General features: G+C 62.2%; 22 protein-coding genes. 14 read left to right on the top strand and 8 right to left on the bottom strand.

Going from position 1 to position 23,321, the window contains the following annotated elements; all coding sequences use genetic code 11:
- The first annotated feature begins 41 nt into the window (after positions 1–41).
- The 4 genes from QCE62_RS26390 (at position 42) to QCE62_RS26375 (ending at position 3,856) form a co-directional block, all read left to right on the top strand.
- The gene (locus QCE62_RS26390) at positions 42–809 is read left to right on the top strand and encodes a glutaredoxin domain-containing protein (RefSeq protein ID WP_309924960.1); all 768 of its coding nucleotides are present in this window, start codon (positions 42–44) and stop codon (positions 807–809) included.
- A 195-nt stretch (positions 810–1,004) separates the two neighbouring features.
- Positions 1,005–2,057, top strand: coding sequence for a phage tail sheath C-terminal domain-containing protein (locus tag QCE62_RS26385; protein ID WP_309924958.1), 1,053 nt, complete (start codon positions 1,005–1,007; stop codon positions 2,055–2,057).
- Positions 2,058–2,270: 213 nt separating this feature from the next.
- On the top strand, positions 2,271–3,410 hold the full coding sequence (locus QCE62_RS26380; RefSeq protein WP_309924956.1) for a porin: 1,140 nt from the start codon (positions 2,271–2,273) through the stop codon (positions 3,408–3,410).
- 173 nt (positions 3,411–3,583) lie between these two features.
- Entirely contained in the window at positions 3,584–3,856 is a 273-nt protein-coding gene (locus QCE62_RS26375) for a DUF4148 domain-containing protein (RefSeq protein ID WP_309924955.1), read from the top strand.
- A gap of 14 nt (positions 3,857–3,870) precedes the next feature.
- Here the strand turns inward: QCE62_RS26375 and QCE62_RS26370 are convergent, their stop codons facing one another.
- The 5 genes from QCE62_RS26370 to QCE62_RS26350 all read right to left on the bottom strand — a co-directional run bounded on the left by QCE62_RS26370 (position 3,871) and on the right by QCE62_RS26350 (position 10,993).
- Positions 3,871–6,300 (bottom strand): hypothetical protein, encoded by a 2,430-nt coding sequence (locus QCE62_RS26370; protein ID WP_309924954.1) that lies wholly within the window; start codon positions 6,298–6,300, stop codon positions 3,871–3,873.
- 666 nt (positions 6,301–6,966) lie between these two features.
- Positions 6,967–7,956: an aldo/keto reductase gene (locus tag QCE62_RS26365; protein ID WP_309924953.1), complete on the bottom strand. Its 990-nt coding sequence runs from the start codon at positions 7,954–7,956 to the stop codon at positions 6,967–6,969.
- Between the two features lie 50 nt (positions 7,957–8,006).
- On the bottom strand, positions 8,007–8,771 hold the full coding sequence (locus QCE62_RS26360) for a glucose 1-dehydrogenase (protein WP_309924951.1): 765 nt from the start codon (positions 8,769–8,771) through the stop codon (positions 8,007–8,009).
- A 124-nt stretch (positions 8,772–8,895) separates the two neighbouring features.
- A complete protein-coding gene (locus QCE62_RS26355) occupies positions 8,896–9,906 on the bottom strand; it encodes an aldo/keto reductase (protein WP_309924949.1) in 1,011 nt (336 codons plus the stop codon).
- A 175-nt stretch (positions 9,907–10,081) separates the two neighbouring features.
- A complete protein-coding gene (locus tag QCE62_RS26350; protein WP_309924948.1) occupies positions 10,082–10,993 on the bottom strand; it encodes a LysR family transcriptional regulator in 912 nt (303 codons plus the stop codon).
- A 150-nt stretch (positions 10,994–11,143) separates the two neighbouring features.
- On the opposite strand from QCE62_RS26350, the gene QCE62_RS26345 reads away from it, so the two are divergent.
- The 3 genes from QCE62_RS26345 (at position 11,144) to QCE62_RS26335 (ending at position 13,199) form a co-directional block, all read left to right on the top strand.
- Complete coding sequence (locus tag QCE62_RS26345) at positions 11,144–11,926, top strand: carboxymuconolactone decarboxylase family protein (protein WP_409017915.1); 783 nt, start codon at positions 11,144–11,146, stop codon at positions 11,924–11,926.
- Positions 11,927–11,977: 51 nt separating this feature from the next.
- Positions 11,978–12,286 carry a DUF2255 family protein gene (locus tag QCE62_RS26340; protein ID WP_309924946.1) on the top strand — a complete coding sequence of 103 codons (309 nt, stop codon included), beginning with the start codon at positions 11,978–11,980 and terminating at the stop codon, positions 12,284–12,286.
- A 118-nt stretch (positions 12,287–12,404) separates the two neighbouring features.
- Positions 12,405–13,199, top strand: coding sequence for a shikimate dehydrogenase (locus QCE62_RS26335; protein WP_309924945.1), 795 nt, complete (start codon positions 12,405–12,407; stop codon positions 13,197–13,199).
- Between the two features lie 432 nt (positions 13,200–13,631).
- Here the strand turns inward: QCE62_RS26335 and QCE62_RS26330 are convergent, their stop codons facing one another.
- Together QCE62_RS26330 and QCE62_RS26325 are read right to left on the bottom strand one after the other, a co-directional pair.
- On the bottom strand, positions 13,632–13,982 hold the full coding sequence (locus QCE62_RS26330) for a DUF4238 domain-containing protein (RefSeq protein ID WP_309924944.1): 351 nt from the start codon (positions 13,980–13,982) through the stop codon (positions 13,632–13,634).
- Positions 13,983–14,474: 492 nt separating this feature from the next.
- Positions 14,475–15,008 carry a LysR substrate-binding domain-containing protein gene (locus tag QCE62_RS26325; protein WP_309925317.1) on the bottom strand — a complete coding sequence of 178 codons (534 nt, stop codon included), beginning with the start codon at positions 15,006–15,008 and terminating at the stop codon, positions 14,475–14,477.
- Positions 15,009–15,659: 651 nt separating this feature from the next.
- On the opposite strand from QCE62_RS26325, the gene QCE62_RS26320 reads away from it, so the two are divergent.
- From QCE62_RS26320 to QCE62_RS26295, 6 genes are read left to right on the top strand one after another with little or no spacing between them, the layout of a single operon-like run.
- Positions 15,660–16,952: a gallate dioxygenase gene (locus tag QCE62_RS26320; protein ID WP_309924942.1), complete on the top strand. Its 1,293-nt coding sequence runs from the start codon at positions 15,660–15,662 to the stop codon at positions 16,950–16,952.
- Between the two features lie 22 nt (positions 16,953–16,974).
- Positions 16,975–18,324, top strand: a complete 1,350-nt coding sequence (locus tag QCE62_RS26315; protein ID WP_309924941.1) for an aromatic acid/H+ symport family MFS transporter — start codon at positions 16,975–16,977, stop codon at positions 18,322–18,324.
- A gap of 18 nt (positions 18,325–18,342) precedes the next feature.
- Positions 18,343–19,368 carry an amidohydrolase family protein gene (locus tag QCE62_RS26310; RefSeq protein WP_309924940.1) on the top strand — a complete coding sequence of 342 codons (1,026 nt, stop codon included), beginning with the start codon at positions 18,343–18,345 and terminating at the stop codon, positions 19,366–19,368.
- A 2-nt stretch (positions 19,369–19,370) separates the two neighbouring features.
- A complete protein-coding gene (gene ligK / locus QCE62_RS26305) occupies positions 19,371–20,054 on the top strand; it encodes a 4-carboxy-4-hydroxy-2-oxoadipate aldolase/oxaloacetate decarboxylase (protein ID WP_309924938.1) in 684 nt (227 codons plus the stop codon).
- Between the two features lie 8 nt (positions 20,055–20,062).
- Positions 20,063–20,758 carry a substrate-binding domain-containing protein gene (locus QCE62_RS26300; RefSeq protein WP_309924937.1) on the top strand — a complete coding sequence of 232 codons (696 nt, stop codon included), beginning with the start codon at positions 20,063–20,065 and terminating at the stop codon, positions 20,756–20,758.
- Positions 20,755–21,144 (top strand): hypothetical protein, encoded by a 390-nt coding sequence (locus QCE62_RS26295; protein WP_309924935.1) that lies wholly within the window; start codon positions 20,755–20,757, stop codon positions 21,142–21,144. The genes QCE62_RS26300 and QCE62_RS26295 overlap by 4 nt, the downstream gene beginning before the upstream one ends.
- Before the next feature lie 12 nt (positions 21,145–21,156).
- Here QCE62_RS26295 and QCE62_RS26290 read toward each other — a convergent pair whose 3' ends face one another.
- Positions 21,157–22,257, bottom strand: coding sequence for an NADH:flavin oxidoreductase/NADH oxidase (locus QCE62_RS26290; protein WP_309924934.1), 1,101 nt, complete (start codon positions 22,255–22,257; stop codon positions 21,157–21,159).
- A gap of 105 nt (positions 22,258–22,362) precedes the next feature.
- Here QCE62_RS26290 and QCE62_RS26285 point away from each other — a divergent pair, with 105 nt between their 5' ends.
- The gene (locus QCE62_RS26285; RefSeq protein ID WP_309924933.1) at positions 22,363–23,280 is read left to right on the top strand and encodes a LysR family transcriptional regulator; all 918 of its coding nucleotides are present in this window, start codon (positions 22,363–22,365) and stop codon (positions 23,278–23,280) included.
- Positions 23,281–23,321: the final 41 nt, after the last annotated feature.

Below are 23,321 nucleotides of genomic sequence, written 5' to 3'. Positions count from 1 at the left end.
CTGATCTCGCGCGATGCATTGCAACGCAACGGAGGAGACTCATGAACGATATCGCGACGAGTGCGCGCATCAAGGTCTTCTGGCAGCCGGGCTGCTCGTCGTGCCTGCGCACGAAGGAGTTCCTGACCCAGCAGGGCGTCGAGTTCGAATCGCGCGACGTGCATAACGATCCCGAGGCGCAGGCCGAGTTGTTCGCGCTGGGCGTGCGCAGCGTGCCGGTGGTGTCTATCGGCGCGCGCTATACGTTCGCGCAGTCGCTCAAGGACGTGGTGAAGTTTCTCGACCTGCGCACGACGCTCGCGGAGCCCTTGCCGCCGCGCATGCTGGTGCCACGGCTCGACACGGTGATGAGCGCCGTGTCGCGTTACGTGGTCCAGTTCGCGCCTGAGCATTTGCACGAACCGTTTCGCGACCGGCGTCGCACGCCGGCGCAGTTGTGCTATCACGTGTATCGCATCGCCGAGATGGGCATGGAAGCGTCGCAGGGCATGTTGCTGCGCTTCGAAAGTTTCGACGAGATACCGCCCGAGACCTGGACGGCCGACGACATCCGCCGCTGGGGCGACGACGTGCATCGCCGCTTCGATGCATGGTGGGCCGCTGAAGCGGACCCCGGGGTGAACTACGCGGTGCAGACCTACTACGGCACGCGACCCTTCCACGAAGTGCTGGAACGCACGGCATGGCACGCCACGCAGCACACGCGGCAGATCATGCTGATGCTGGAGACGCAGGGCGTGACGCCGGATGGGCCGTTGAGCGCGGGGGATCTCGAAGGGTTGCCGCTGCCGGAGGAAGTGTGGGGGTGAGGGCGTGCTGCCTGAGTAGTGGCATGCAGAGCATCACTGCTTTGGTTGAAATCTTCCGGCATTGTCTTGAGAAAGATTCGGAATCGGAAGGAGAATCAAGACTCTGCGCAAAAGCGTGATTTTGTGCTGCTGGTTAGGAGTTGTCCGCGGATCTTCGCATAATGAATGTCACCACTTTAGGCGGAGATCGATCCCATGACCGTCGTGACGAGTTACCCCGGTGTCTACGTGCAGGAAAACGCTTCATTTGCTGCAACGGTCAACACGCTCTCGACGGCGGTGCCGTTGATATGCATGAGCGCCTATTTCTCGAAGGCGCCAATTCGCTTCAATAACTGGCTTGACGTGACCTTGTACCAGTCCGACAACGTCGACCTGAATAATGCAAAGTTCGCGGGTCTGAGGGCCTATTTCGAATCAGGCGGCGGGCCTTGTTATGCGGTGAACTACTATGATTTGGTCACCGCAGCCAAGGCGCTTGAGTCGGTCGTTACGCTGGTGGTTGCGAATGGCGAAAAGATGGAGGACATGCGATTCCACCTCGACCACCTGCCGGTTTCGCTTTTCAAGATTCTGGATGGACCCAAGGACGAAATAACGGGCGCCAATGCCACCGACGGCTATCCATCGAATCCTTGCGGGGCGGTTTACTATCCTTTCCTCAAGACGAACTGGAGTACAGCGGACATCCCTCCCAGCGCCGTCATGGCCGGCCTCTACTGCAGGAACGATCGCCAGCGAGGGGTCTGGAAGGCGCCGGCCAACATGCCCTTGCCTGCTGGCTATACACCGCTTTACACAGTGACGGACGACCTCCAGGCGCAGTACACCAGCGGCCGCGCGATCAACATGATCCGCTCGTTCAACGATAACGCTCCGGTAGTCTGGGGCGCTCGTACGTTGGAGGACAGCGACAACTGGCGCTACATCCCGGTACGCCGTCTGTTCAACAGCGTCGAACGCGATGTCGACAACGCCATGAAGGAAATGGTCTTCGAACCGAACACGCCGTTGACGTGGGAGAAGGTGCGATCCGCCATCAACAGCTATCTGCATCAGTTGTGGAAGCAGGGCGCGCTGGCCGGCCAATCCGACGACGAAGCGTACTTCGTGCAGATCGGCAAGGACATCACCATGTCGGCCGACGACATCGCTCAAGGCAAGATGATCGTCAAGATCGGTCTGGCGGCGACGCGGCCTGCCGAGTTCATCGTCCTGCAATTCACGCAGACCGTGGAAGCCGCTTGAACGCCTCATGAAGCGGCGCCTTCCGGACGGACCCACGCCTTAACCATTCCTTCAATCGACACGCAGTTTTATTCAATCTCGACGTCGTCTCCCGCTGGCAGAATTTCAGTGCGTTACAAACACACATGAAAAGAACGTGATCCATACCTGAAGGCGATTGCTGTCGCGCCGGCGAGGTCAAGCACGGATCCCGTCAAGGAGACAGCGTCGATCATGAATTACCCGACCGCAGCGTGGGCCTGCGCAGCATGCATGAGCATCGCTCCCACATGGGCGAATGCCGAAGTCCCGACTTCGGGCGCACCGCTGCCCTTGGGCGGAAGCTCCGTCACCATCTATGGCCTGATCGATCAGGGCGTGGAGTTCGTCAACAACGTGGCGAAAGGCAAGAACGCCACCACCAACAGCTGGCGCACCGGCGACGGCACCGCGACCTCCTACTTCGGCATTCGCGGGGTCGAGGATCTCGGTGGCGGCATTCGCGCCATCTTCGACCTGCAAGGCGGTTTTCAGCCGACCAACGGCGCCTCGCGGCAGGGCGGCCGCCTGTTCGGGCGTCAATCGTATGTGGGCATCGACGGGAAATACGGGCGGCTCACCTTCGGCCGCCAGTACACGATGCGTTTCTATGGCGTGTCGTTCATCAACCCGTTCGGCACGGGTGCGCAAGGCATCACGACGCTGGACAACGGCATTGCCAACGCGCGGGCCGACAACTCGGTGAGCTATCGCTACTTCCTCGGCGACTTCGAAGGCGGCGTGAACTACAGCTTCGGCCGCGACGCCGTGGCGGGCAACAGTTCGGTCGCCACGAATTGTCCCGGGCAGACCACGCCGTCGAACCAGTGCCGGGAATGGTCGGCGCTGCTCAAGTACGACGCGCACACGTGGGGCGTGGCCACCTCCTACGAGCGTAACTACGGCGGCACGGCGGCGACATGGGGCGGTCTCACCTCGCCCGACAAGGCCGATGCCCGCATCACGCTGGGCGGCTACGTCAAGTTCCACGGCACCAAGCTGGGCGTCGGCTGGATACGGCGCCTCGATGACGGCATCGCGACGCCCCGAAGCAATCTGTTCTGGGTGTCGGGCACCGTGCCGGTGAATCCGTTCTTTCATATCGACGGCATGGTGGCCCAGCTCAGATACGATCAGTCGCCCAACAAGGCGCTCGTCGAAGTGCTGCGCGGCGAGTACCTGTTGTCCAAGCGGACCCTGGTCTATCTGACCGGCGAGCACATCAACAACTCGGGCACCCTCGCACTCGCGGCGACCACCTTGTCGCCCACGGCCAGTCCGCCGGCCGGCGGCGGCCAGATCTCGATCATCGCGGGTATCCGGCATACCTTCTGAAGCCTCGCGATGCTGTCACGAAGCTGTCCATGAACGTTCGATCGAATGACGCCGCGCTGACTTCCCGATGCGGTTGACCGCTCCGGCATTTACCCTGTCCCGGCGCGCTGCTAAGCTTTTCCCACGAGTCGAGTACACCGTGGGCGCAGCGCGCCGCAACACAGGGGTTTGCCATGAAATCGCTCATCAGGGCCGTCATTGCGCTGGCCGTTGCCGCTCCGGCCATCACCTTCGCGCAGGCAAATTCACAGCCGCTCACCCGCGCGCAAGTGCGCGCCGACCTGGTCCAGGCCGAGAAAGCCGGCTATAGCCCGACTGCCTGGGCCTATTTCCCCGAAGGCGAGATGCAGGCCGCGGAATTCCACAAGGCGGCGCATCAGGCTGCCGTCGGCGGGTATGGAGCCGACTGGAACGGTGTGTCGCAGGCGGGTGCCATCGCCCGTTGAGCGAGCGAGCAGCATCAGGCGCGCTTCATTCTTGCCGGCGTTTTCACAGGAAGCGCGCCGTCGCCATGGGGTTCGGTGGCCGCCGGGGGTTCGAACTTGCCGCTGGACGCCATCTCATCCAGCGAGAGGCTGGGGATCAGGCTCTCGTCGTGCCGGTAGATGTCGGCGAGCTCGGACTCGGAGAACGCGATCAACTTGTTCTTCGCCAATGCATCGCCGGAACCCGCCGCCCACGCCGACGCCCACAGTGAAGCGAGCAGTTTGACGCTGTCGGCGAGCGACGCGATCGTGGCTTTCCGGATCGTATCGTTTGCCCACAGGCGCTTTTGCCGCTGCGGCACATTGAGCGCCGGGTCATCGGCATCGATGATGCGTTGCGGGCTCAGGCGCTGGTGGACCGCGTACATCAGATCCAGTGTTGCGCTTGCGGCGTCATGACCGGTGGCCGCCACGCCTGCATCGGCCTCGCTGCCGGCAATGGCCTTGTTGACCCCTTCCAGCATCGCCACCGGGTCCACTTCGAGCATGCCTTCCTCGTAGATGCTGTGAATCTTCGCGGCAGCGCTGCCGGAGAAGGTCTTGAATGCGGCAGAGCTGCGCGGGACGGGATATTGCCGGCCATCATGTTCGACGAGCGGCGGTGTGCCGTGATGCAGCCACGAGCAGTGAAGCGGCTGGGACGCATCGCCCACGTAGTGCGCCAGTATCCCGGCGGCGGCGACGAAGCGCAGCACGTCGCCGTCTTCGAGATAGGCCACCATCGCCTCCCAGATCTGCCACACGCGAAAGGGCAGCGCACCTTCTTCCGGCCCCGTGCCTGCCTTGGCGAAGCCGTCGAAATACGCCTTCCACTGCGTCGCGGAACAATTGCGCTTGTCCTGATGACAACGGTCCAGCATGCTCTTGCCGCCGTCGATATCGACGATGTCGATGTCCGCGAAATGCTGTATCGGCTCGTTTGGACGAGCATGCACCCAGACGTAGTCGGGGACATCGGCGAGCGGCACGAAGGCATTGCTGCCCATCTTGAATGCCTTGCCTTGTCCCAATGTCGCGTCATCGAAGCCGATCCGCGCCTGGTTCGCCAGCATGAGTGTCGAGAGCTTGCCTTGCAGCAGTTCGCAGGCCTTCCAGCCGATGGCGAAGTGACCGAGCTTGCCCCAGTATTCGTCGTGACCGGTGCTCCATTCGTGCTCGAGCTCCAGGTCCAGCACGCGCAAGACGGTGGACAGGAAGCTGCCCAGCGCGAAGGCGCTGGCCTTGCCGTCGGGGAGCCGGAAGCGTTGCCCGCCCCATTGGACCGCGACCGGGCGCAGCCGCCGTGCGAGGGCGCCGCGTTCCGGCGCCTGCTCATGCACGAGCTGATCGGGATGAGTTTCGCGAGGTGTCCCGGGCGGATCGTAGAACCACAACGTTCCCGAGTCTCCAGGCCGGGTGAAGGGCGGTTCCTGAGGGCGCGTCCGCGTTCCGGTTTGCTTGCGGGCACCAATCAGCACATCCGTCGAATACTCGATGCTTCCCGTTCCGCGCGGCTGGAAGAACAGCGCCTTGATCTCGCCCTCCATCACGCCGGACGTGCCGCCGAACGCGCGCAACGGCGCGCCGATCAGGTCGAGCGTCAATGACGCCGCCGTCGCCTGATAGCTCTCGCCCACTTCGCCGATGCCGAAGACCTGCGAGGTCCAGTTCGAGACATCGCTGATGCGAACCAGGCCGACATCGAAATTGAGCATGCCCTTCAGGACCGGGAACTCCGGGAAGGCTTCGGAAAAGGCGAGTTTGCTGAGGCCGAGGTTCACGGCGTCGCCGACTTCCCGGGTGGAATCGCCGACGTAAGCGCTCACGGGCTGTCCCGGCTCGCCGGCGACATGCCGGCTCGTCAAGGCGTAGAACGATCCGTCCTTGTTCACGATGCATCCGAACGTGCCCATGCGTTCGATGCCTTGATCGGTTCGCAGGCAGGCATAACCGCCGCCGACCATCGGGCTCACCTGGGACGGGCCGGGGGAGGGCGGTCCGGCCTCTTCATCGGCGGGAGCGAGGACGACGCATGTCGGGACGACGCGTCCGTCGCTCAGATACAGCGCGCGAGGAACGACATTGCCGCCCAGGCGCTCGGACTCGACCCACTCGCGCACGAAGACAAGCACGCAAGGCCACGACCACGCGCGCACGACGCCGTTATCCAGCGTGCGCGGCGTCGATGCTTTCGCGACATCGGCGGGGCGGGGCTCTTCCGGCGAATGGACGGCGTACCAGTCGTCTTCATGAATGAGATACCGGCCGATCGCCGTGGCCACGACGTTGTCGAGATTCGACAACTGCACGTGCTGGGCTTCCCGGGCTTCCAGGAGATCGAGTACGGAGAGCGACGAGAAATCGCGCCGCGGCGGAAAGGTCCGCGGGGCGCCTTGCAACGGGGGCTGGGCCGGCTTGCCATTCATGGTCGTCTCCACAGGTCAATGACGCCGGGGCTCGGAACAAGGGATGGCGCCGTATCGAGCGAGGTGTGCAGTGAGCATGGTGCGTCGGTGTTGCGTCAACAATGTGACGTTTAAATGGCGCGGCATCCGTGTCTTGCAGGGTCTGACGGCCGGTCGTGCGGATTTTTCGTGCAGACGAGCGATTCTGGTTCGTTGCAAAACAAAACTGTTCTGTGAGATTTGGCTAACTAATTGATTTAATGGGTTTTGGTCCGCAAACGCGGTGCGTCCCGATGCAAATACATCTGTACTGGCTGTGTGTATGAGGAAATCGGGATCTGCAAACAGAATCTGGCCTGTCGACCGAGTCATGCCCGGTCGCATCTTGGCACCAATGTAGCTCGGTCTGCGGGCAGCAGAGTGGATTACGCCGTATCAGATGCGAATGCCTAGGGAGAACTGTAATCGCTCGCAAGCTGGGGCATGAACACTGCCAGCAACCGAAACGGGCGTCGGCCTCCTTGTAGTTGGACGGGAGAGTCGGTATGAACTTTACATGCGTGTCGGACGAGAGTCGGCCACAATCCGACATTCGACTGCCGCAGGTGAACGGCTGTTTTCCGGCGTGCAAAAGACACCAGACATCTCTCGGCGACAGCGGCGACACTCCCAACAGGTAACAGCGCGCTATAGACCTGACAGCCTCATCATCGCCTCGGGATATCGGGCGCCCTGAACCTCGATTTCAGACGCGACAGATTGAATTTCGTCCAGATCCGCCGCACTCAGCTTTATCTTGAACGCGCCGAGATTCTCGTCGAGGCGCTCGACCTTGCGCGTGCCGAATAGTGGCACGATCCAAGGCTTCTGCGCCAGGAGCCATGCAAGGGCGATCTGTGCCGGTGTCGCCTCGTGCCGTTGCGAGACACTGCGTAGCAATCCAATCAGAACTGCGTTGGCCTTTCGGGCCTCAGGTACAAATCGCGGAATCTTGCTGCGAAAGTCGTCACTGCCAAGATGCGTTGCCTCCGTGATCTTTCCTGTGAGAAACCCCTTACCCAAGGGACTGAACGGTACCAGGCCTATGCCAAGCTCTTCGAGCACGGGAATAATCTCGGCTTCCGGCTCCCGGGTCCACAGCGAATACTCGCTCTGAAGTGCTGCAACGGGCTGCTCCGCGTGGGCACGCCGGATCGACGTCACGCCCGCTTCGGACAAGCCGAAATATCGCACCTTCCCCTGGCGGATAAGATCCTTGACCGTGCCCGCGACCTCTTCCATCGGGACTGCAGGGTCCACCCGGTGCTGATAGAGAAGATCGATGTAATCCACATTGAGCCGTTTCAGGCTGCCATCGACTGCAGCCCGGATGTGTGCAGGCCTACTGTTGACGCCACCGTGATGAACGCCGGTATCAACATCGACATCCCAGCCAAACTTGGTTGCAATCTTCACCCTGTCCCTTAGCGGTGCAATTGCTTCTCCGACCATCTCCTCGTTGGTGAAGGGCCCGTAGACCTCCGCGGTATCGAAAAAGTCGACACCGCGTTCGATTGCTGTCCGGATGACCGCAATCATTTCAGTGCGGTCCGGGATGTCTCTGGCGACGCCATAGCCCATACAGCCCAGTGACAGCGCCGACACTTCCAGGCCTTGGCCCAGCTTGCGTTTTTCCATCTCTTCTCTCCTTCAACCCAACTGGCGTGGGTTTCTCAGCGCAGAACTTCTTATCGCATGATGAAGCCGCCGTCGATGGAAATGGACTGACCTGTCACATAGCTCGATGCTTCGCTACACAACCACAAAACGGCATCGGCGATTTCCTCCGGACGTCCGTGACGGCCCATCGGAATGGTGGCTGTCATCGCTTCGAGTGCCGCCCCCTGGCCACCCGCGACCATCTGGTCCGCCATGGGAGTCCAGATCAACCCGGGGCAAATGGCATTGACCCGGATACCCTGCGCCGCATATTCGAGCGCCGCGCTCTTTGTGAGCCCAAGCACGCCATGTTTCGCCGCGTGGTAGGCGCCTCGCTCCGCACCGCCGACAAGACCGCCGAGCGACGAGCAGTTTACGATTGCACCATTCCCCTGTTTTCGCATCTGCTGCAACTCGAACTTCATGGAGCTCCATACGCCGCGCAGATTGATCGACATCACGCGGTCGTAATCGTCGCGCGGAGAGTCGGCCGTTTCAGCGAGAATGTTCTGTACCCCGGCGTTGTTATAAGCGACATCGAGCCGACCGAACGTCGACACGGTCTGCGCGACCATGGCTTCCACCTGGACGTCGTCGGATACATCGCACTGCACGGCGAGGGCCCTTGCCCCTAGCTCCTTCAATGCATCGACGGCAGACTGCACTGCGTCGCGGTTCCGGTCTGCCAGCACGACCGCGGCTCCCGACAAGGCGAACGCCTTTGCGGTCGCGAGACCGAGCCCGGAGCCCGCACCCGTGACGAGTGCAACCTTGTTTTCAAAAGTGATGTTCAAGATGTTTTCCTCCGACCTCTACGGATACGGGGCTTCAACAATGATGTGAGTCGCTGCCGACCCTGACTCGCACCTGCACGTGTTGGGCATTCGCCGCGTTCGCGACGATTCACGCGCGGACGGGTCAACCGACGCGGCGGCCTTCAACCGGATAGTTGGGATCCGTATAACCTGGTGTCGATGCATGGCCGGGAGGAACCAGACTGTCGACAAACTTCTCGTCGTCCGGTCCCAGTTGCAGCGTCAAAGCGTCCATGTAGCTATCCCAGTGCGCTTCCGTGCGCGGCCCGGCGATTGCCGAGCTGACCAGCTGGTTCCGGAGCACCCATGCGATCGCGAACGCAATCGCATGGGTGCCGCGCGCGGCGGCGTGCGCCGCGACGTTTTGCGCGATGGCGAGCGACTCAGGACGCCACTCGGTCTGCTGGATGCGTTTGTCGCCACGCGCAACGCGCGAATCGGCCGGGGGGGCGCCATCGGGCGAGTATTTGCCGGTCAGTACGCCTCGCGCGAGCGGGCTGTAGGGCACGACGCCGATGCCGTAATGGCCGGCTGCAGGCATCAGTTCTAGCTCGGCGGTACGGTCGACCAGGTTGTAGACCGGCTCGATCGCCACGGGTCGATCGATGCCCATCTGATCGGCCAGGCGCACGATTTCCGCGACACGCCACGCACGGAAGTTGGAGAGACCGAAGTAACGCACCTTGCCCTGGCGGATCAGATCGCCGATGGCACGAACCCCTTCTTCGAGCGGGGCCTCGACCAGGGAGCGATGAAAATAGAGAACATCGATGTAGTCGGTGCCCAGGCGCTTCAGGCTGGCGTCGACCGTCTGGCAGATCCATTTGCGCGACTGCCCCTGCTCGTTCGGGCGAGCGTTCGCCGAAGCCGGATACCCGAACTTGGTCGCCACGACCCAGTCGTTGCGCCGCTCCGCGATTGCGCGCCCAACAATTTCCTCGGATCGACCCACGTGATAGACGTCAGCAGTGTCCAGAAAATTGATTCCCTGATCGTATGCCTTGTCGATGATCCGGCGCGAGCCTGCTTCATCCGTTTCGCCGCCGAACATCATCGTGCCCAGACACAGGGGCGAAACTTTCAGGGCGCTTCGCCCTAGGTGTCGGTAGTTCATGCTCATCATCTCCATACAGGCAGTGCCTGCGGTTAGCGTTGCGTGCACATCGTGAAGGGACGTGCTCACTGGCGCGCTTCGCGCCGTCCGTATGAAAATGATAGGGCAGGGGTTTCTAGCGATAAAGCATGTAAAACGGCAAAACCTCATGAAGTGAATTCATGAATAAATTTCGTTACCCGTGGTCAGGATCACCCTTGCGATAGCGGATCGCGTCGATCACGACGGTCATCGCGCGCGAGAACTCGTGGCGGGTTGCATAGCACGCATGCAGGCCCGGGAACGTGGGACACCAGTCATCCAGCACTTTGACGAGGCGCCCCGCTTCAACGTGCGGCTGGGCAAGGTCCGCGGGAACATAGGCGAGGCCATAGCCCGACAACGCCGCAGCCAGCATCTGGTAGGTGCCGTTGAAAGCGAGCTGGCCGTCGACGCGAACCTGCACCTCGCGACGGCCTTTCTTCAACTCCCACGAGTAGAAGCTACCTAAAGTCGGTAAGCGAAGATTGATGCAGTTGTGTGCGGTGAGGTCTTGGGGCTTTTTGGGCGACGCGCGCGTCTTCAGGTATTGCGGCGTGCCGACAATCGCCATGCGCATGGCCGGCGCGAGGCGAACGGCGATCATGTCCCTGGCGACCTGATCGCCGTGTCGAACCCCGATGTCGAAGCGGTCTGCCACGATATCCGAGAGCCCATAGTCGGTGATGATTTCCACCTTGAGGTCCGGATAGTCATGCAGGACCGGTGCCAGCCTGGGCCACAGGATCGTCTCTGTCGCGTGGTCGGTTGCGGTAATGCGAATCGTGCCCGCAGGTTTGTCGCGGAACTCCGACACGGCCGCCAGTTCTGAATCGATCTCTTCGAAACACGGTGCGACGGTCCGGATGAGCCGCTCGCCAGCCTCAGTTGGTGCCACGCTGCGCGTCGTGCGGGTCAGTAGCCGCATACCGAGCCGCGCTTCGAGCGCCCGGATGGTATGACTCAGGGCGGATTGGGATACACCGAGCTGCGCGGCGGCACGCGTGAAGCTGCGCTCGCGCGCGACGGCGATAAGTGCAAGCAGGTCGTTGTAGCTTTCGCGTCGCATTGATGAACTCACTTCATAGGTGTTTGCCGATTCTAGCCTCTAGTCGCAGACAGCGGGTCGCGATAGATTTCTGCCAAAGCGCGATGCGCTGATCGAATGACTTCAATGCGGGCCAGGCTACCGGAGATCCAGTCAATGAGGATATGTGCGATGGCAATACTGTCCCTGGCGCTGGGCACTGCTGCCTGCTCGCAACCCGAAAGGAAACCTGATATGTCCAGTCGGGATACCTCGACCTCCACCCCCGCCTTCGCCGCGATGAGCAAAGTGTCGCCTGCGCTCGAGCAATACACGAACGAAGTGCTGCTGGGCGATCTGTGGAAGCGTCCGCAACTGTCTGCACGAGACCGAAGCGTCGTGACGCTCTCCGTGCTGACTGTCCGAAATCAGAGCACCGAGTTGCCGTTCTATCTCGATCTCGCGCTCGACAGCGGACTCAAACCCAGTGAAATCTCGGAGATCATCACTCACCTCGCGTTTTATTCCGGTTGGGCCAACGCCACCGCTGCTGCGAGAGTGACGAGTACCGTATTCGAGAGACGGGGAATCACTGCGGCACAGTTGCCAAGCTCGACCGTCGAGCTTCTTCCTCTCGACAAAGCCGCAGAGGCGCAGCGAGAAAGCACGGTGCAACAGAACTTCGGGATGGTGTCGCCTGGGGTCGTTCAATTCACCCGCGACACGCTGTTCAATGACTTGTGGTTAAGACCCGGTCTGGCACCACGGGATCGCAGTCTTGTCACCGTCAGCGCGCTGGTTGCATCGGGACAGGTCGCGCAACTCACCTATCACCTGAACCGCGCGATGGACAATGGCTTGACCGCGGAACAGGCATCCGAAGTGATGACTCAACTGGCCTTCTATGCCGGTTGGCCCAATGTCTTTACAGCGCTGCCCGTTGTAAAGGACGTCCTTGCGCACCGCCCGGGTTGATGTCCCGCCACGGCGTGCCGCACCGATCGCCCGATATGCCGAGGTAATCGAATGACATCGTGGTCCACGGATGAGCTTGCGGCGATCGCGGCGAGCGACGATCTTCACGTGTCGCCATTGCGCGACGATGGTGTCACGCATGGCACGCCGACATGGATCTGGTCGGTCGTCGTCGACGGCGATCTCTACGTGGGCGCCTACAACGGCCTGGCATCCCGTTGGTATCAGGCCGCCCTGCCGCAGCGGGGCGGAAGAATTCGCGTTGCCGGCATGACGCGAGACGTGAGCTTCGAGTCAGCAGCGAATGCGCTCAATGACAGGGTCGACGACGCATACGGGATCAAATACCGCAACAGCTAGTATCTCAACTCCAGGACAAGCCGGCAGGCGCCTTATGCAACGGTCAAGATCTCTCCGTGCGGCGCGACCGCGGAGAACGCAGCGAACGTGACAACCGGTATGACACAAGGTAAGCCAGATGACTGAGAAATTGAACGGCGCTACACGGCTGTTTCCGATCATCGGCGATCCGATCAGATTCGTTAAATCGCCGCAGAAGCTGACTCGTGGCTTCGTCGCGCGAGGCCACAATGCGCTTTGCCTGCCCATGCAGGTTGCCAACGACGACCTAGACGTGGTCATGCGTGCATTGACGTTGACCGCAAACGTCGACGGACTGCTTGTCACGATGCCACATAAGCAGTCGGCGTTTGCTTATTGCGCCAGCGTTTCCGATACTGCACGGTTGCTGGGTGCGGTCAGCGTCATGCGACGGAACGCGGACGGAACGTGGCACGGCGACATGCTCGACGGGCTCGCGTTCGTAAAGGCCCAGACCGATCACGGTGCACACGTGAGTGACGGCCGGGCATTGCTGATCGGCGCTGGAGCGGCAGGGAGCGCGATCGCCATCGCTTTGCTGGAGGCAGGCATCAGTGAACTCATCATTCACGACGCTGACGAAGCTCGTTCGGCCTGGCTCGCCGGAAAACTTGGAGAGCCCGACCGGCGCCGCGTGCGCGTTGGTCCAGCCAATCCGACAGGATGCACCCTCGTGTTCAACGCAACCCCCATGGGGCTGCACGGAGATGATCCGCTTCCCCTGCGGCGCGATCTACTCGATGCGTCAATGTTCGTTGGCGACGTGATTGCCGGGCATGGAGTCACGCCGCTTCTGGCGGCGGCGCAAGCGGCGGGTTGCAAGACGGCGAACGGCGTTCAGATGGTCGAAGCCGTGCAGGAAATGATGCTTGTATTTCTGTTGGGTGAATAAATCCGACGCCGGTGGTTTGATCGCCCACCGGGAAAAGCGCGCTTCGGCGTTGCCAGTTACTGCGAAGAGCATTTAGCGAACCCGCTCCGACATCGTGCCCTGTCTGAGTGTCCGGTCGCGGGATAGTTTCTGACGTTCATTGCTCGCCGGCAACTGGCCGAAGCGGGTCGCGTGCTGCCGGTCACAGGTTCACGAAGCTGATGTTGCGTCAGGCAGAGGCAGGCGTCGAACAATCCTCAACAAGGCCTGAGATTTTGCAACGATCTTTTCGGTGCATCGGCATTGACGCGCGATCCAACCAAGCCGCTTATGACGTGTTGCTTCGATGAAGCAATCATATAGCGCTGACTATCGGGCATCACCCTTACGGATGGCAAGCAGGTCATTGCGGAGGTCGGCCTCGCTGTTCCTCTTGATTTGTCTGTCCAGCATCTATCTGAATTGCTCATCATCCGAATATACCTGGCGATCTGCAAAGCAGATGACAATTGTATTGATAGTTGCCACCTGTTCGTGCGATGCGACATAAGTGCCACCCTGAGCATCGAAATGCCCGGCAATGGCCATGGTCCTTGAAAGCGGAAAGGCCAGGGACGATTTCGGAGATGCGAACCCCAGCATGCTGCCGACAGTGGGACGTTCCTGCCAGACGATGCTCACGGGATGATCAGATGTCACGAAGCCGCCGCTGTTCTCCGGTGCGATCCACAATCGCCATTGGCGATCCCGCAGGTACGGGAAAATCTCGCGGTACATCGGCAGTTCCTGTTCGATGTGATGCATCGTCGCGAGTTCGACCGAGTATTGACCGTCGTCGACGTGGGCTTTTATGATTTCAAACGGAAAATCGCAACGCGCCCCTCTAGCTTTGCGTAGTCCTGTTCAAGCGCGTCTATCGGCAGGCCGTCGCGATCTACGCGATTGACATCGCGCTGGACTGCGACGTTTTCAGGTTAAGAATGCGGTCTTTGATTCGAGGTCTATGGCGGGCAGCTTCGAATTCTTGCTCGAATTGCGGGCGAATGCCTTTCATTAGCATTGCGGGATGAAATTGTGATCCTGAGCGGTCATGCGCGTAATGCTCCGAGGTTTGGCGGAATAAGGTCAGGAGCGTGGAATCAATGTGCGGGATAAAGTAGGAAGGAGAACGCTATACGCGAAGTCGAACCAGTCTCAAGTCGCCGAACGATAACGCACCATCTCGCGAGCTAAAACGTCCCTAAGAACCCCGGAGAAAGGCTCACCTGAATTTCATATCGACGGCGAATGCGATCGCTATGCGCGGCTTCCCGCCTCAGCTATCAACCATTCCTTGAAAGCAATGATCGGCGGAGCGCTTTCACTGCGTTTTTTGTGCACCAGGTAGTACGCAAGCTCGCAGCGCTGCACGACATCGAACGGCTTCACGAGCTTCCCCTCTTTCAGGTCATGCTCGACGAGGGTCGTCCGTCCCGGCGCAACGCCGTTGCCCGAAATGGCCGTCTGGTAGGCGGCTGGAGAGTCGTTTATCCGGATGCCGCGATTGCAATCGACAACATTCCGGCAACCGGCTTTCTGGAGCCATGAGCGCCATGTTGGAAACACGCCCGACGACCGCATCGACGCATCCTGAATCAGGAGATGGTGCTGTAAGTCGGCTGGCGTCTTCAATTTCTGTTTGCCGCGTAACAGAGCGGGACTGCACACCGGAAAAAACTTGTCTCTCAACAGGAACGTGGAGGTAAGTCCGGACCATGTGCCGGCGCCGTAGCGAATGCCGACATCGACCCGGTCAGATGTAAAGTCGACGAGTCGATTGCTTGTATCGATGCGCAGGTCTTAATACGGATGCCGTTGCTGAAAGCGGTCCACGCGTCGCAACAGGCACTTGTCGGCGAAGGCGGCGGGAACCGTGACCGTGAATGCCTGCACGCTGCCACGGTCTCAGAAGAAGCCACGTCGGCAGCATCAGAATGCGCTGCGAGCCGACCGGAAGCAAGGCCGGGTGCGCTTGGACGCAGATACAAATATTTGGCGCCGAGCGGGTGTTGCAAACATGGACGTGCGAGAGCAGGGGAAAACTATCCGTAAAAACAGAGAGTTAGGGCGCTGAAAACAGCTTTGTTTGCAAAGAGGTGGCAGAGAGATGGATCCAGTACGGGTGTATTTGCGAAATTCCGCCAAGACAGGTTTCTTTGCACCAGTTCAGGTTTCGTTTACAAACAACCAATTCCACGCCGGTCCTTGCGTCCTGCTTCACCCGCCATCTGTTTTGTTTATCGCGATACGCGGAAAGCGGCTCGTGAAAAACTGCCGCAAAGGCCCGCCGCAGCGCCGTTCCGGGCGCATCAGCAAGCTTCCATAAAAGCTATCTTCTGGTTAACGCGTAGTCCCAGAAAAGACGCAATCTCCGCTACCCTTCGAATTCAGTTTTCCCTGAAGCAAGCCCGCCCGGCGACGCATTTCGAAGGAGTAGCGCACATGGCACGGATCATTGGAGGCATTGCCGCCTCGCACACGCCGACTATCGGTTTCGCGTTCGACAAGAACAAGCGCGACGATCCCGTCTGGGCGCCGATCTTCGAAAACTTCGCGCCGCTCGCCGACTGGCTCGCCGAGAAAAAGCCTGACGTCATCATCTCGATCTACAACGACCACGTCACGTCGTTCTTCTTCGATCACTACTCGGCGTTCACGCTGGGCGTCGGTCCCGAATGGAGCGTCGCGGACGAAGGCGGCGGCGCGCGCGACCTGCCGCCGATCAAGGGCCATCCGGAACTGGCCGCGCACATCGGCACGTCGCTGATGAGCGACGAGTTCGACATGTCGTTCTTCCAGAACAAGCCGCTCGATCACGGCTGCTTCTCGCCCCTCTCGATGCTGTGTCCGCACAAGCCCGAGTGGCCGGTCAAGCTCGTGCCGCTGCAAATGGGCGTGCTGCAATTGCCGGTGCCGAGCGCGCGCCGCTTCTACAAGCTCGGGCAGGCGCTGCGTCGCGCCATCGAGAGCTATCCGGAAGACCTCAAGGTGGCGATTCTCGCGACCGGCGGCCTCTCGCATCAGGTTCACGGCGAACGCGCGGGCTTCAACAACACGGAGTGGGACGCGCGCTTCCTCGACCTGTTCGAGCGCGATCCCGAACAACTGGCGAACATGACGCTCGCTGAGTACGCGACGCTCGGCGGCTACGAAGGCGCCGAAGTCATCATGTGGCTTACGATGCGCGGCGCGTTGTCTTCGAATGTGGTGTGCAAGCATCGCAGCTACTACCTGCCGTCGATGGCCGGCATCGCCACGGCGATCTACGAAGGCGAGGGCAGCGAGACCAAGCCCGCGATCATCGAGCGTCATCGCCATAAGATGGCGGTCGAGCTCACCGATGTCGAGAAGCTCGAAGGCACCTATCCGTTCTCCATCGAAACCGCCGTGCGCGCTTATCGCATCAACGATTACCTCCATCGCATGGTGGAGCCCGCGCATCGTGAAGCCTTCAAGGCCGATGAAGAAGCGAGCTTCGCAGCAGCCGGCCTTTCCGAAGAGGAACGCGACCTGATCCGCCGCCGCGACTGGCGCGGCCTGCTGCACTACGGCGTCATCTTCTTCATGCTGGAAAAGCTCGGCGCGGTAACGGGCATCTCGAACCTGCATATCTATGCCGCCATGCGCTGCGAAACTCTCGAGGAATTCCAGAAGACCCGCAATGCGCCCGGTGCGCTGTATTCGGTCGCGGGCAAGAGCGCCGACAAGCTCGACTGGGACCAGACCAAGAACTGAACGACACGTGGAGGAGACAGACATGACAAACGGTAAAACCATCGACATCAAGCGCTTCATCGACGAGCGCCCGATCTCCGCCTACCAGTGGCTGCTGGTGGCGCTGTGCTTTCTGGTCGTCGCGGCGGACGGCATGGACGTGGCCATCATGGGCTTCGTCGCGCCCTCGATCATCGCGGACTGGCACATCTCGCGGCCCGCGTTCGGGCTCGTCATGAGCGCGGCGCCGTTGGGCCTCGTGATCGGCGCGCTGGCGGCGGGACCGGCTTCGGACCGCATCGGCCGGAAGTGGGTGCTCATCACCTCGGTGTTCCTGTTCGGCGTGTTCACCATCGCGACCGCGTTCACGAACTCGCCCGCCAGCATGGCGTTGCTGCGCCTGCTGACCGGCATCGGCCTCGGCGCCGCCATGCCGAATACCACCACGCTGCTCTCCGAATACGCGCCGCAACGCAAGCGCGCGCTGCTCATCACGATCATGTTCACGGGCTTCAATCTCGGCTCGGCGCTGATCGGCTTCGTCGCGGGCGCGCTGATCCCGGTGCATGGCTGGCGTTCGGTGCTGATCTTCGGCGGCGCGTTGCCGCTCGTGTTGATCCCGCTGCAAATGTGGCTGCTGCCCGAGTCGGCGCGTCTGCTCGCCGTGCGCGGCGCGACCGCGCAACGCATCGGCAAGGTGCTGGGCCGCGTGTGCGGCGAGCGCTTCGACGGCAGCGAAACCTTCGTGTCGCAAGAGCCGCCGCTGCCCACCAAGAAGCCGATCGGCGTGCTGTTCTCGCACGGCTATGGTTTGCTGACCGCCGCGCTGTGGGTCACGTACTTCATGGGCCTGCTGGTGATCTACCTGCTGACGGGCTGGCTGCCGACGCTGATGAAGGACGCGGGCCTCACGGTCTCGGCGGCCGCCAACGTCACCGCGATGTTCCAGATCGGCGGCACGATCGGCGCGATCCTGGTCGGCTGGATCATGGACCGGGCGCGGCCCGCGCCGGTCATCAGCGCCGCCTACCTCGGCGGAGCGATCTGCGTGCTGGGCCTGGCGTGGATCGGCGCGCTGTCGTCGTCGCTCGCGGTGCTGGTGTTCGCGGCGGGCTTCTGCATGAGCGGTGCGCAGACCGGCCTCAACGCCTTCGCGCCGAGCCGCTATCCGACCGTCGCGCGCGCCACCGGCGTGAGCTGGATGCTCGGCATGGGCCGCTTCGGCAGCATCTTCGGTTCCGCCTTCGGCGGCGCACTGCTGGGCCTCGGCTGGGAATTCGGCGCGATCCTCGCGATGCTCGCCGTGCCCGCGACGCTCGCCGCCATTTCGATTCTGGTCGCGCAACGCACGCACGTCGACGAAGCGCATGCGCAGACCACCGCAGCACACTAGTTCCAGGAGCAATCACGGATGATCATCGACATACACGGTCACTACACCACCGCGCCCAAGGCGCTCGAAGCATGGCGCAACCGGCAGATCGCCGGCATCAGGAGCCCGGCGGAAAAACCCGCCGTCTCGGAACTGCGCATCAGCGACGACGAACTGCGCGAGTCGATCGAAAGCAATCAGCTGCGCCTGATGCGCGAGCGCGGCCTCGACCTCACCGTGTTCAGCCCGCGCGCGAGCTTCATGGCGCATCACATCGGCAACTTTGAGGTGTCGAGCACGTGGGCCGCGATCTGCAACGAGCTGTGCCATCGCGTGAGCCAGTTGTTTCCCGACTCTTTCGTGCCGGCCGCGATGCTGCCGCAAAGCCCGGGCGTGGATGTCGCGACATGCATTCCCGAACTGGTGAAGTGCGTCGAGCAATACGGCAACGTGGCGGTGAACCTGAATCCGGATCCGTCGGGCGGACACTGGACCAGCCCGCCGCTCTCGGACCGCAGCTGGTATCCGCTGTACGAGAAGATGGTCGAGTACGACATCCCCGCGATGATCCACGTCAGCACGAGCTGCAACGCGTGCTTCCACACCACCGGCGCGCATTACCTGAACGCGGACACCACGGCGTTCATGCAGTGCCTGACGTCCGACCTGTTCCGCGATTTCCCGACCCTCAAGTTCGTGATTCCGCATGGCGGCGGCGCGGTGCCGTATCACTGGGGCCGCTTCCGCGGTCTCGCGCAGGAACTGAAAAAGCCCTTGTTGAAGGATCATTTGCTCAATAACGTGTTCTTCGACACCTGCGTGTATCACCAGCCGGGCATCGACTTGCTGACGCGGGTGATTCCCGTCGACAACATCCTGTTCGCGAGCGAGATGATCGGCGCGGTGCGTGGCATCGATCCGGAAACCGGGCATTATTTCGACGATACGAAGCGCTATGTCGAGGCCGCGCAGATCGAGCCCGAAGCGCGCTACAAGATTTACGAAGGCAACGCGCGCCGCGTATATCCGCGTCTGGATGCGGCGCTCAAGGCAAAGGGACGTTGATCATGTTTGAACTGGGAGTGGTGTATCGCAACATCGAACGCGCGGATGCGGAAGCCGCCGCGAAGCTCTGTGCACTCGGCTCGGCCACCGTGCATGAAGCCATGGGGCGCGTCGGCTTGATGAAGCCGTATATGCGGCCGGTTTTCGTCGGCGCTCAGGTCAGCGGCACGGCGGTAACGGTGCTGCTGCAACCAGGCGACAACTGGATGCTGCACGTCGCGGCCGAACAGATCCGGCCCGGCGACATCGTGGTCGCGGCCTGTACGGCGGACTGCACGGACGGCTTCTTCGGCGACCTGCTCGCGACCAGCTTCAAGGCGCGCGGCGCGACGGGGCTCATCATCGACGGCGGGGTGCGCGACGTGCGCGTGCTGACCGAGATGAACTTCCCGGTCTGGAGCAAGGCCATCTCGGCCAAGGGCACCGTGAAGGCGACGCTCGGCTCGGTGAACGTGCCGGTGGTCTGCGCGGGCGCGCTGGTGACGCCGGGCGACGTAATCGTCGCGGATGACGACGGCGTCGTCGTGGTGCCGGCCGCGTCCGCGCGTCAGGTGCTCGACAAGGCGTCCGCGCGCGAGGCGCTCGAAGCCGGAAAGCGCGAGAAACTCGCGAGTGGCATACTCGGGCTCGACATGTACAGCATGCGCGAGCCGCTCGAACGGGCGGGTCTGCGCTATATCGACTGATTCGAGCAATGACCGATGTTGCATTGAACGGCCTTTCGTCGATGGCCACGCGCCGTCTGCTCGACGAGCTTGCCGCGTCCTTCACGGCGCACTCGGGCCGGCGCGTCGTCATCGGGTCCGTGGGCGGCGTGGCGGCGCGCAAGCGCGTCGAGGAAGGCGAGGCGATGGATATCGTCGTGCTGGCGTCGAACGTGATCGACCAGCTCGCTGCGGCGGGTCACGTTGATCCGCAAAGCCGCGTGCCGATCGCGCTCTCGGGCGTGGCGGTCGCCGTGAAGGCCGGGGCGCCGCATCCGCGCATGCACGATGAAGCCGACGTGCGCGAAGCGGTGCGGGCGGCGCGCAGTATCGGTTATTCGACCGGTCCGAGCGGCGTCTATCTGACGCAGTTGTTCGAGCGCTGGGGCATTGCCGAGCGTATCGCGGCGCGCTGCGTGCAGGCGCAGCCGGGTGTCGCGGTCGGCACGCTGATCGCGCGTGGCGACGTGGAACTGGGATTCCAGCAGATGAGCGAGATGATCGGGATCGCGGGCATCGATGTGCTCGGCATGCTGCCGGCCTCCATCCAGACGCTTACGGTCTTCACGGGTGCAATCGCGGCCACGGCGAGCGCGCCCGGACTCGCACGCGAGTTTCTCACCTACGCCGCTTCTCCCGAAGCGGACGCCGTCAAGGCGCGTCACGGCATGGAGCCGGTCCGATGAGCACGCAACTGAGCGAACGCTGTCGTGCGCAGCTTTATCGCCTGCGGATGGCGACGCCTGCCGCGCTGGTGATCTTCATCCTTGCCGAGAACCGCGAGAGCGCGACGCGCCGGGCGCGCACCGCGTTGTCGATGCTGCGCGACGTACCGCTGCATGAATCGCGCGTGGAAGAGGCGTTGTCGTTCGCGGAACTGGCGCGGGCGGGCGTCAGCGAGGATCGCGATCTGCGCGTGTTCGAAGACAGTTCGCGCGACGGCACGGTGAACGCCTGGCTCACCGCGCCGCTGTTTCTCACCAACGACAGTTCATTGCTCGGCAAGTGGGCCGAGCTGTATGCAGACCTCGCGGCGCAAGCGGCCCGCGCTGCGATCCGCAAGGCACGCTAGCCGAAGCGTTGGTCACTCGGCGACGGCGTAGCGTTCGAGCCAGTGCGCGTACGGCGCAGGCAGCGCCCACGACGGCTTTTCGATTTTCAACTGCTTCGCCGCGTGATACGGCCAGTGCGGATTCGAAAGATGCGCGCGGCCGATCATCACGAGATCGAGCTGGCCGGATGCCACCGCGTGTTCCGCGTTCGGCGGCGAATCGAAACCCCATGCGGACGCCACCGGGACCTCGGCTTCTTGTCGCACGCGTTGCGCCACCGGCCCGAGGAATGCCGGACCCCACGGAATGCTCACATCCGGCGTCGAGAAGCCCACGCTCACGCTCATCAGGTCGAGTCCCTTGCCGCGCAGCGTCTTCGTCAGTTCGATCGATTCCACGAGCGTGACTTCGTCGCGGCCGTCGTATTCGATCACGCCGAAGCGCGCCGTCAGCGGCAGGTTCTCCGGCCAGACATCGCGCACGGCGTCGAAGGTCTCGACGATGAAGCGGCTGCGGCCGGCCAAGTCGCCGCCGTATTGATCGTCGCGCTGATTGGCATCGACGGAGAAGAAGCTCTGCGCGAGATAACCGTGCGCAAAGTGCAGTTCGAGCCATTCGAAGCCGGCCTCACGGGCGCGGCGCGCCGTGGCGGCGAAGTCCGCCTTCACGCGCGCGATGTCGTCCAGCGTCATCGCGGCGGGCACCTTCGGCAGACCGCCGCCGAACGCCACCGCCGACGGCGCGATCGTGTCCCAGCCACGCGAATCGCCGGCTTCGATGTGGTCGTCGCCTTCCCACGGACGGTTCGCGCTTGCCTTGCGTCCCGCATGCGCGATCTGGATGCCGGGCACCGCGCCCGCCGCCTTGATGGCCGACGCAATCTGCTTCATGCCTTCGATCTGCGCATCGTCCCAGAGGCCCGTGCAGCCCGGCGTGATGCGTCCTTCCGGCGACACGGCGGTCGCCTCGACGATCACGAGGCCCGCGCCGCCGCGTGCAAGGCTCGTGTAATGCGCGAGGTGCCAATCGTTGACGAAGCCGTCGATGGCGCTGTACTGGCACATCGGCGGGATGGCGATGCGGTTGCGCAACGTGACGTCCTTCAATGTGAAGGGAGTGAAAAGTGCTGACATCCGGAGTTCCCTGAAAGCGGTCGAGTGAGTTGAGGCATCCGAGATTACCCTTACCTCGTTATAATTAAAACTATCCGACGATTATCGCTTCAATAAGATTTCGTAATGCTCAATCCGCAGTGGCTTCGTACTTTCCTTGCGCTCGTCGAACTCGGCAACTTCACGCGCGCGGCTGAACGGCTGGATCTGACCCAGGCCGCCGTCAGCCAGCATCTGCGTCACCTCGAAGATCAGCTTGGCTTGCTGGTGGTGCGCCGGCCGCGTGGCATCGAGCTGACGCCGGCGGGCCGCGCGCTGCTCGACTATTGCGGCGAGATGGAACTGGCCGACCGGCGGCTCACATCGCGCCTGTCCGACCAGGAAGACGAAGCGGGTGAAGTTGGACTGATTACGCCGGGCAGCATCGGGCTGGTGCTGTTTCCGTTGCTGCTCGACCTGCAACAGCAACGGCCCGAATGGAAAATGCGGCATCGCTTCGCGCCGGATTCCGAAGTGCTCGACGCCGTGCTGGAAAGCCGCTACGACCTCGGGATCGTCGCGCTGAAGCCGGACGATCCGCGTCTTGCCGCAAGCCGTTTCATCGAGGAGCCGCTGGAACTCGTCGTGCCCGCGCATGAAGACGTGCACGAATGGAGCGATCTGGAACGGCTCGGTTTCATCGACTATCCCGAAGCGCACGCCACCGCCAGCCGTCTGCTGAGCCGGCGCTTTCCGGGCAATCCGGGCGTCGGCAGTCTGCGGCGGCAGGGCTTCAGCAATCAGATCAGCCTGATCCTCGAATTCGTCGCGCGCGGGCTCGGCTTCACCGTGATTCCGCGTTACGCGCGCATTGCGTTTGGCCGGGAGGAGGAGATCGGCGTCATGGAGTGCGGCGCGCCGGTCATCGATACGCTATGGCTCATTCATCGCGCCGAGTGGCCGCTGCCCGCACGTTGCGCGCGCACGGTGGAGTACTTGCGGGAGCGCGTCTCCGTGCCGGTCATCAAGTGCGAAGCGAAGCGCAAGCGCGTACTCAAGGTCTGAAAGCAGACGCGGCCCGCGTTTCCTTCGGAACGCGAGCCGCG

Source organism: Caballeronia sp. LZ033 (assembly GCF_031451265.1).
Lineage (GTDB): Bacteria > Pseudomonadota > Gammaproteobacteria > Burkholderiales > Burkholderiaceae > Caballeronia.
The sequence above is the reverse complement of the archived record's forward strand: the minus strand, read 5'-3'. Positions and strand labels throughout refer to the sequence as shown.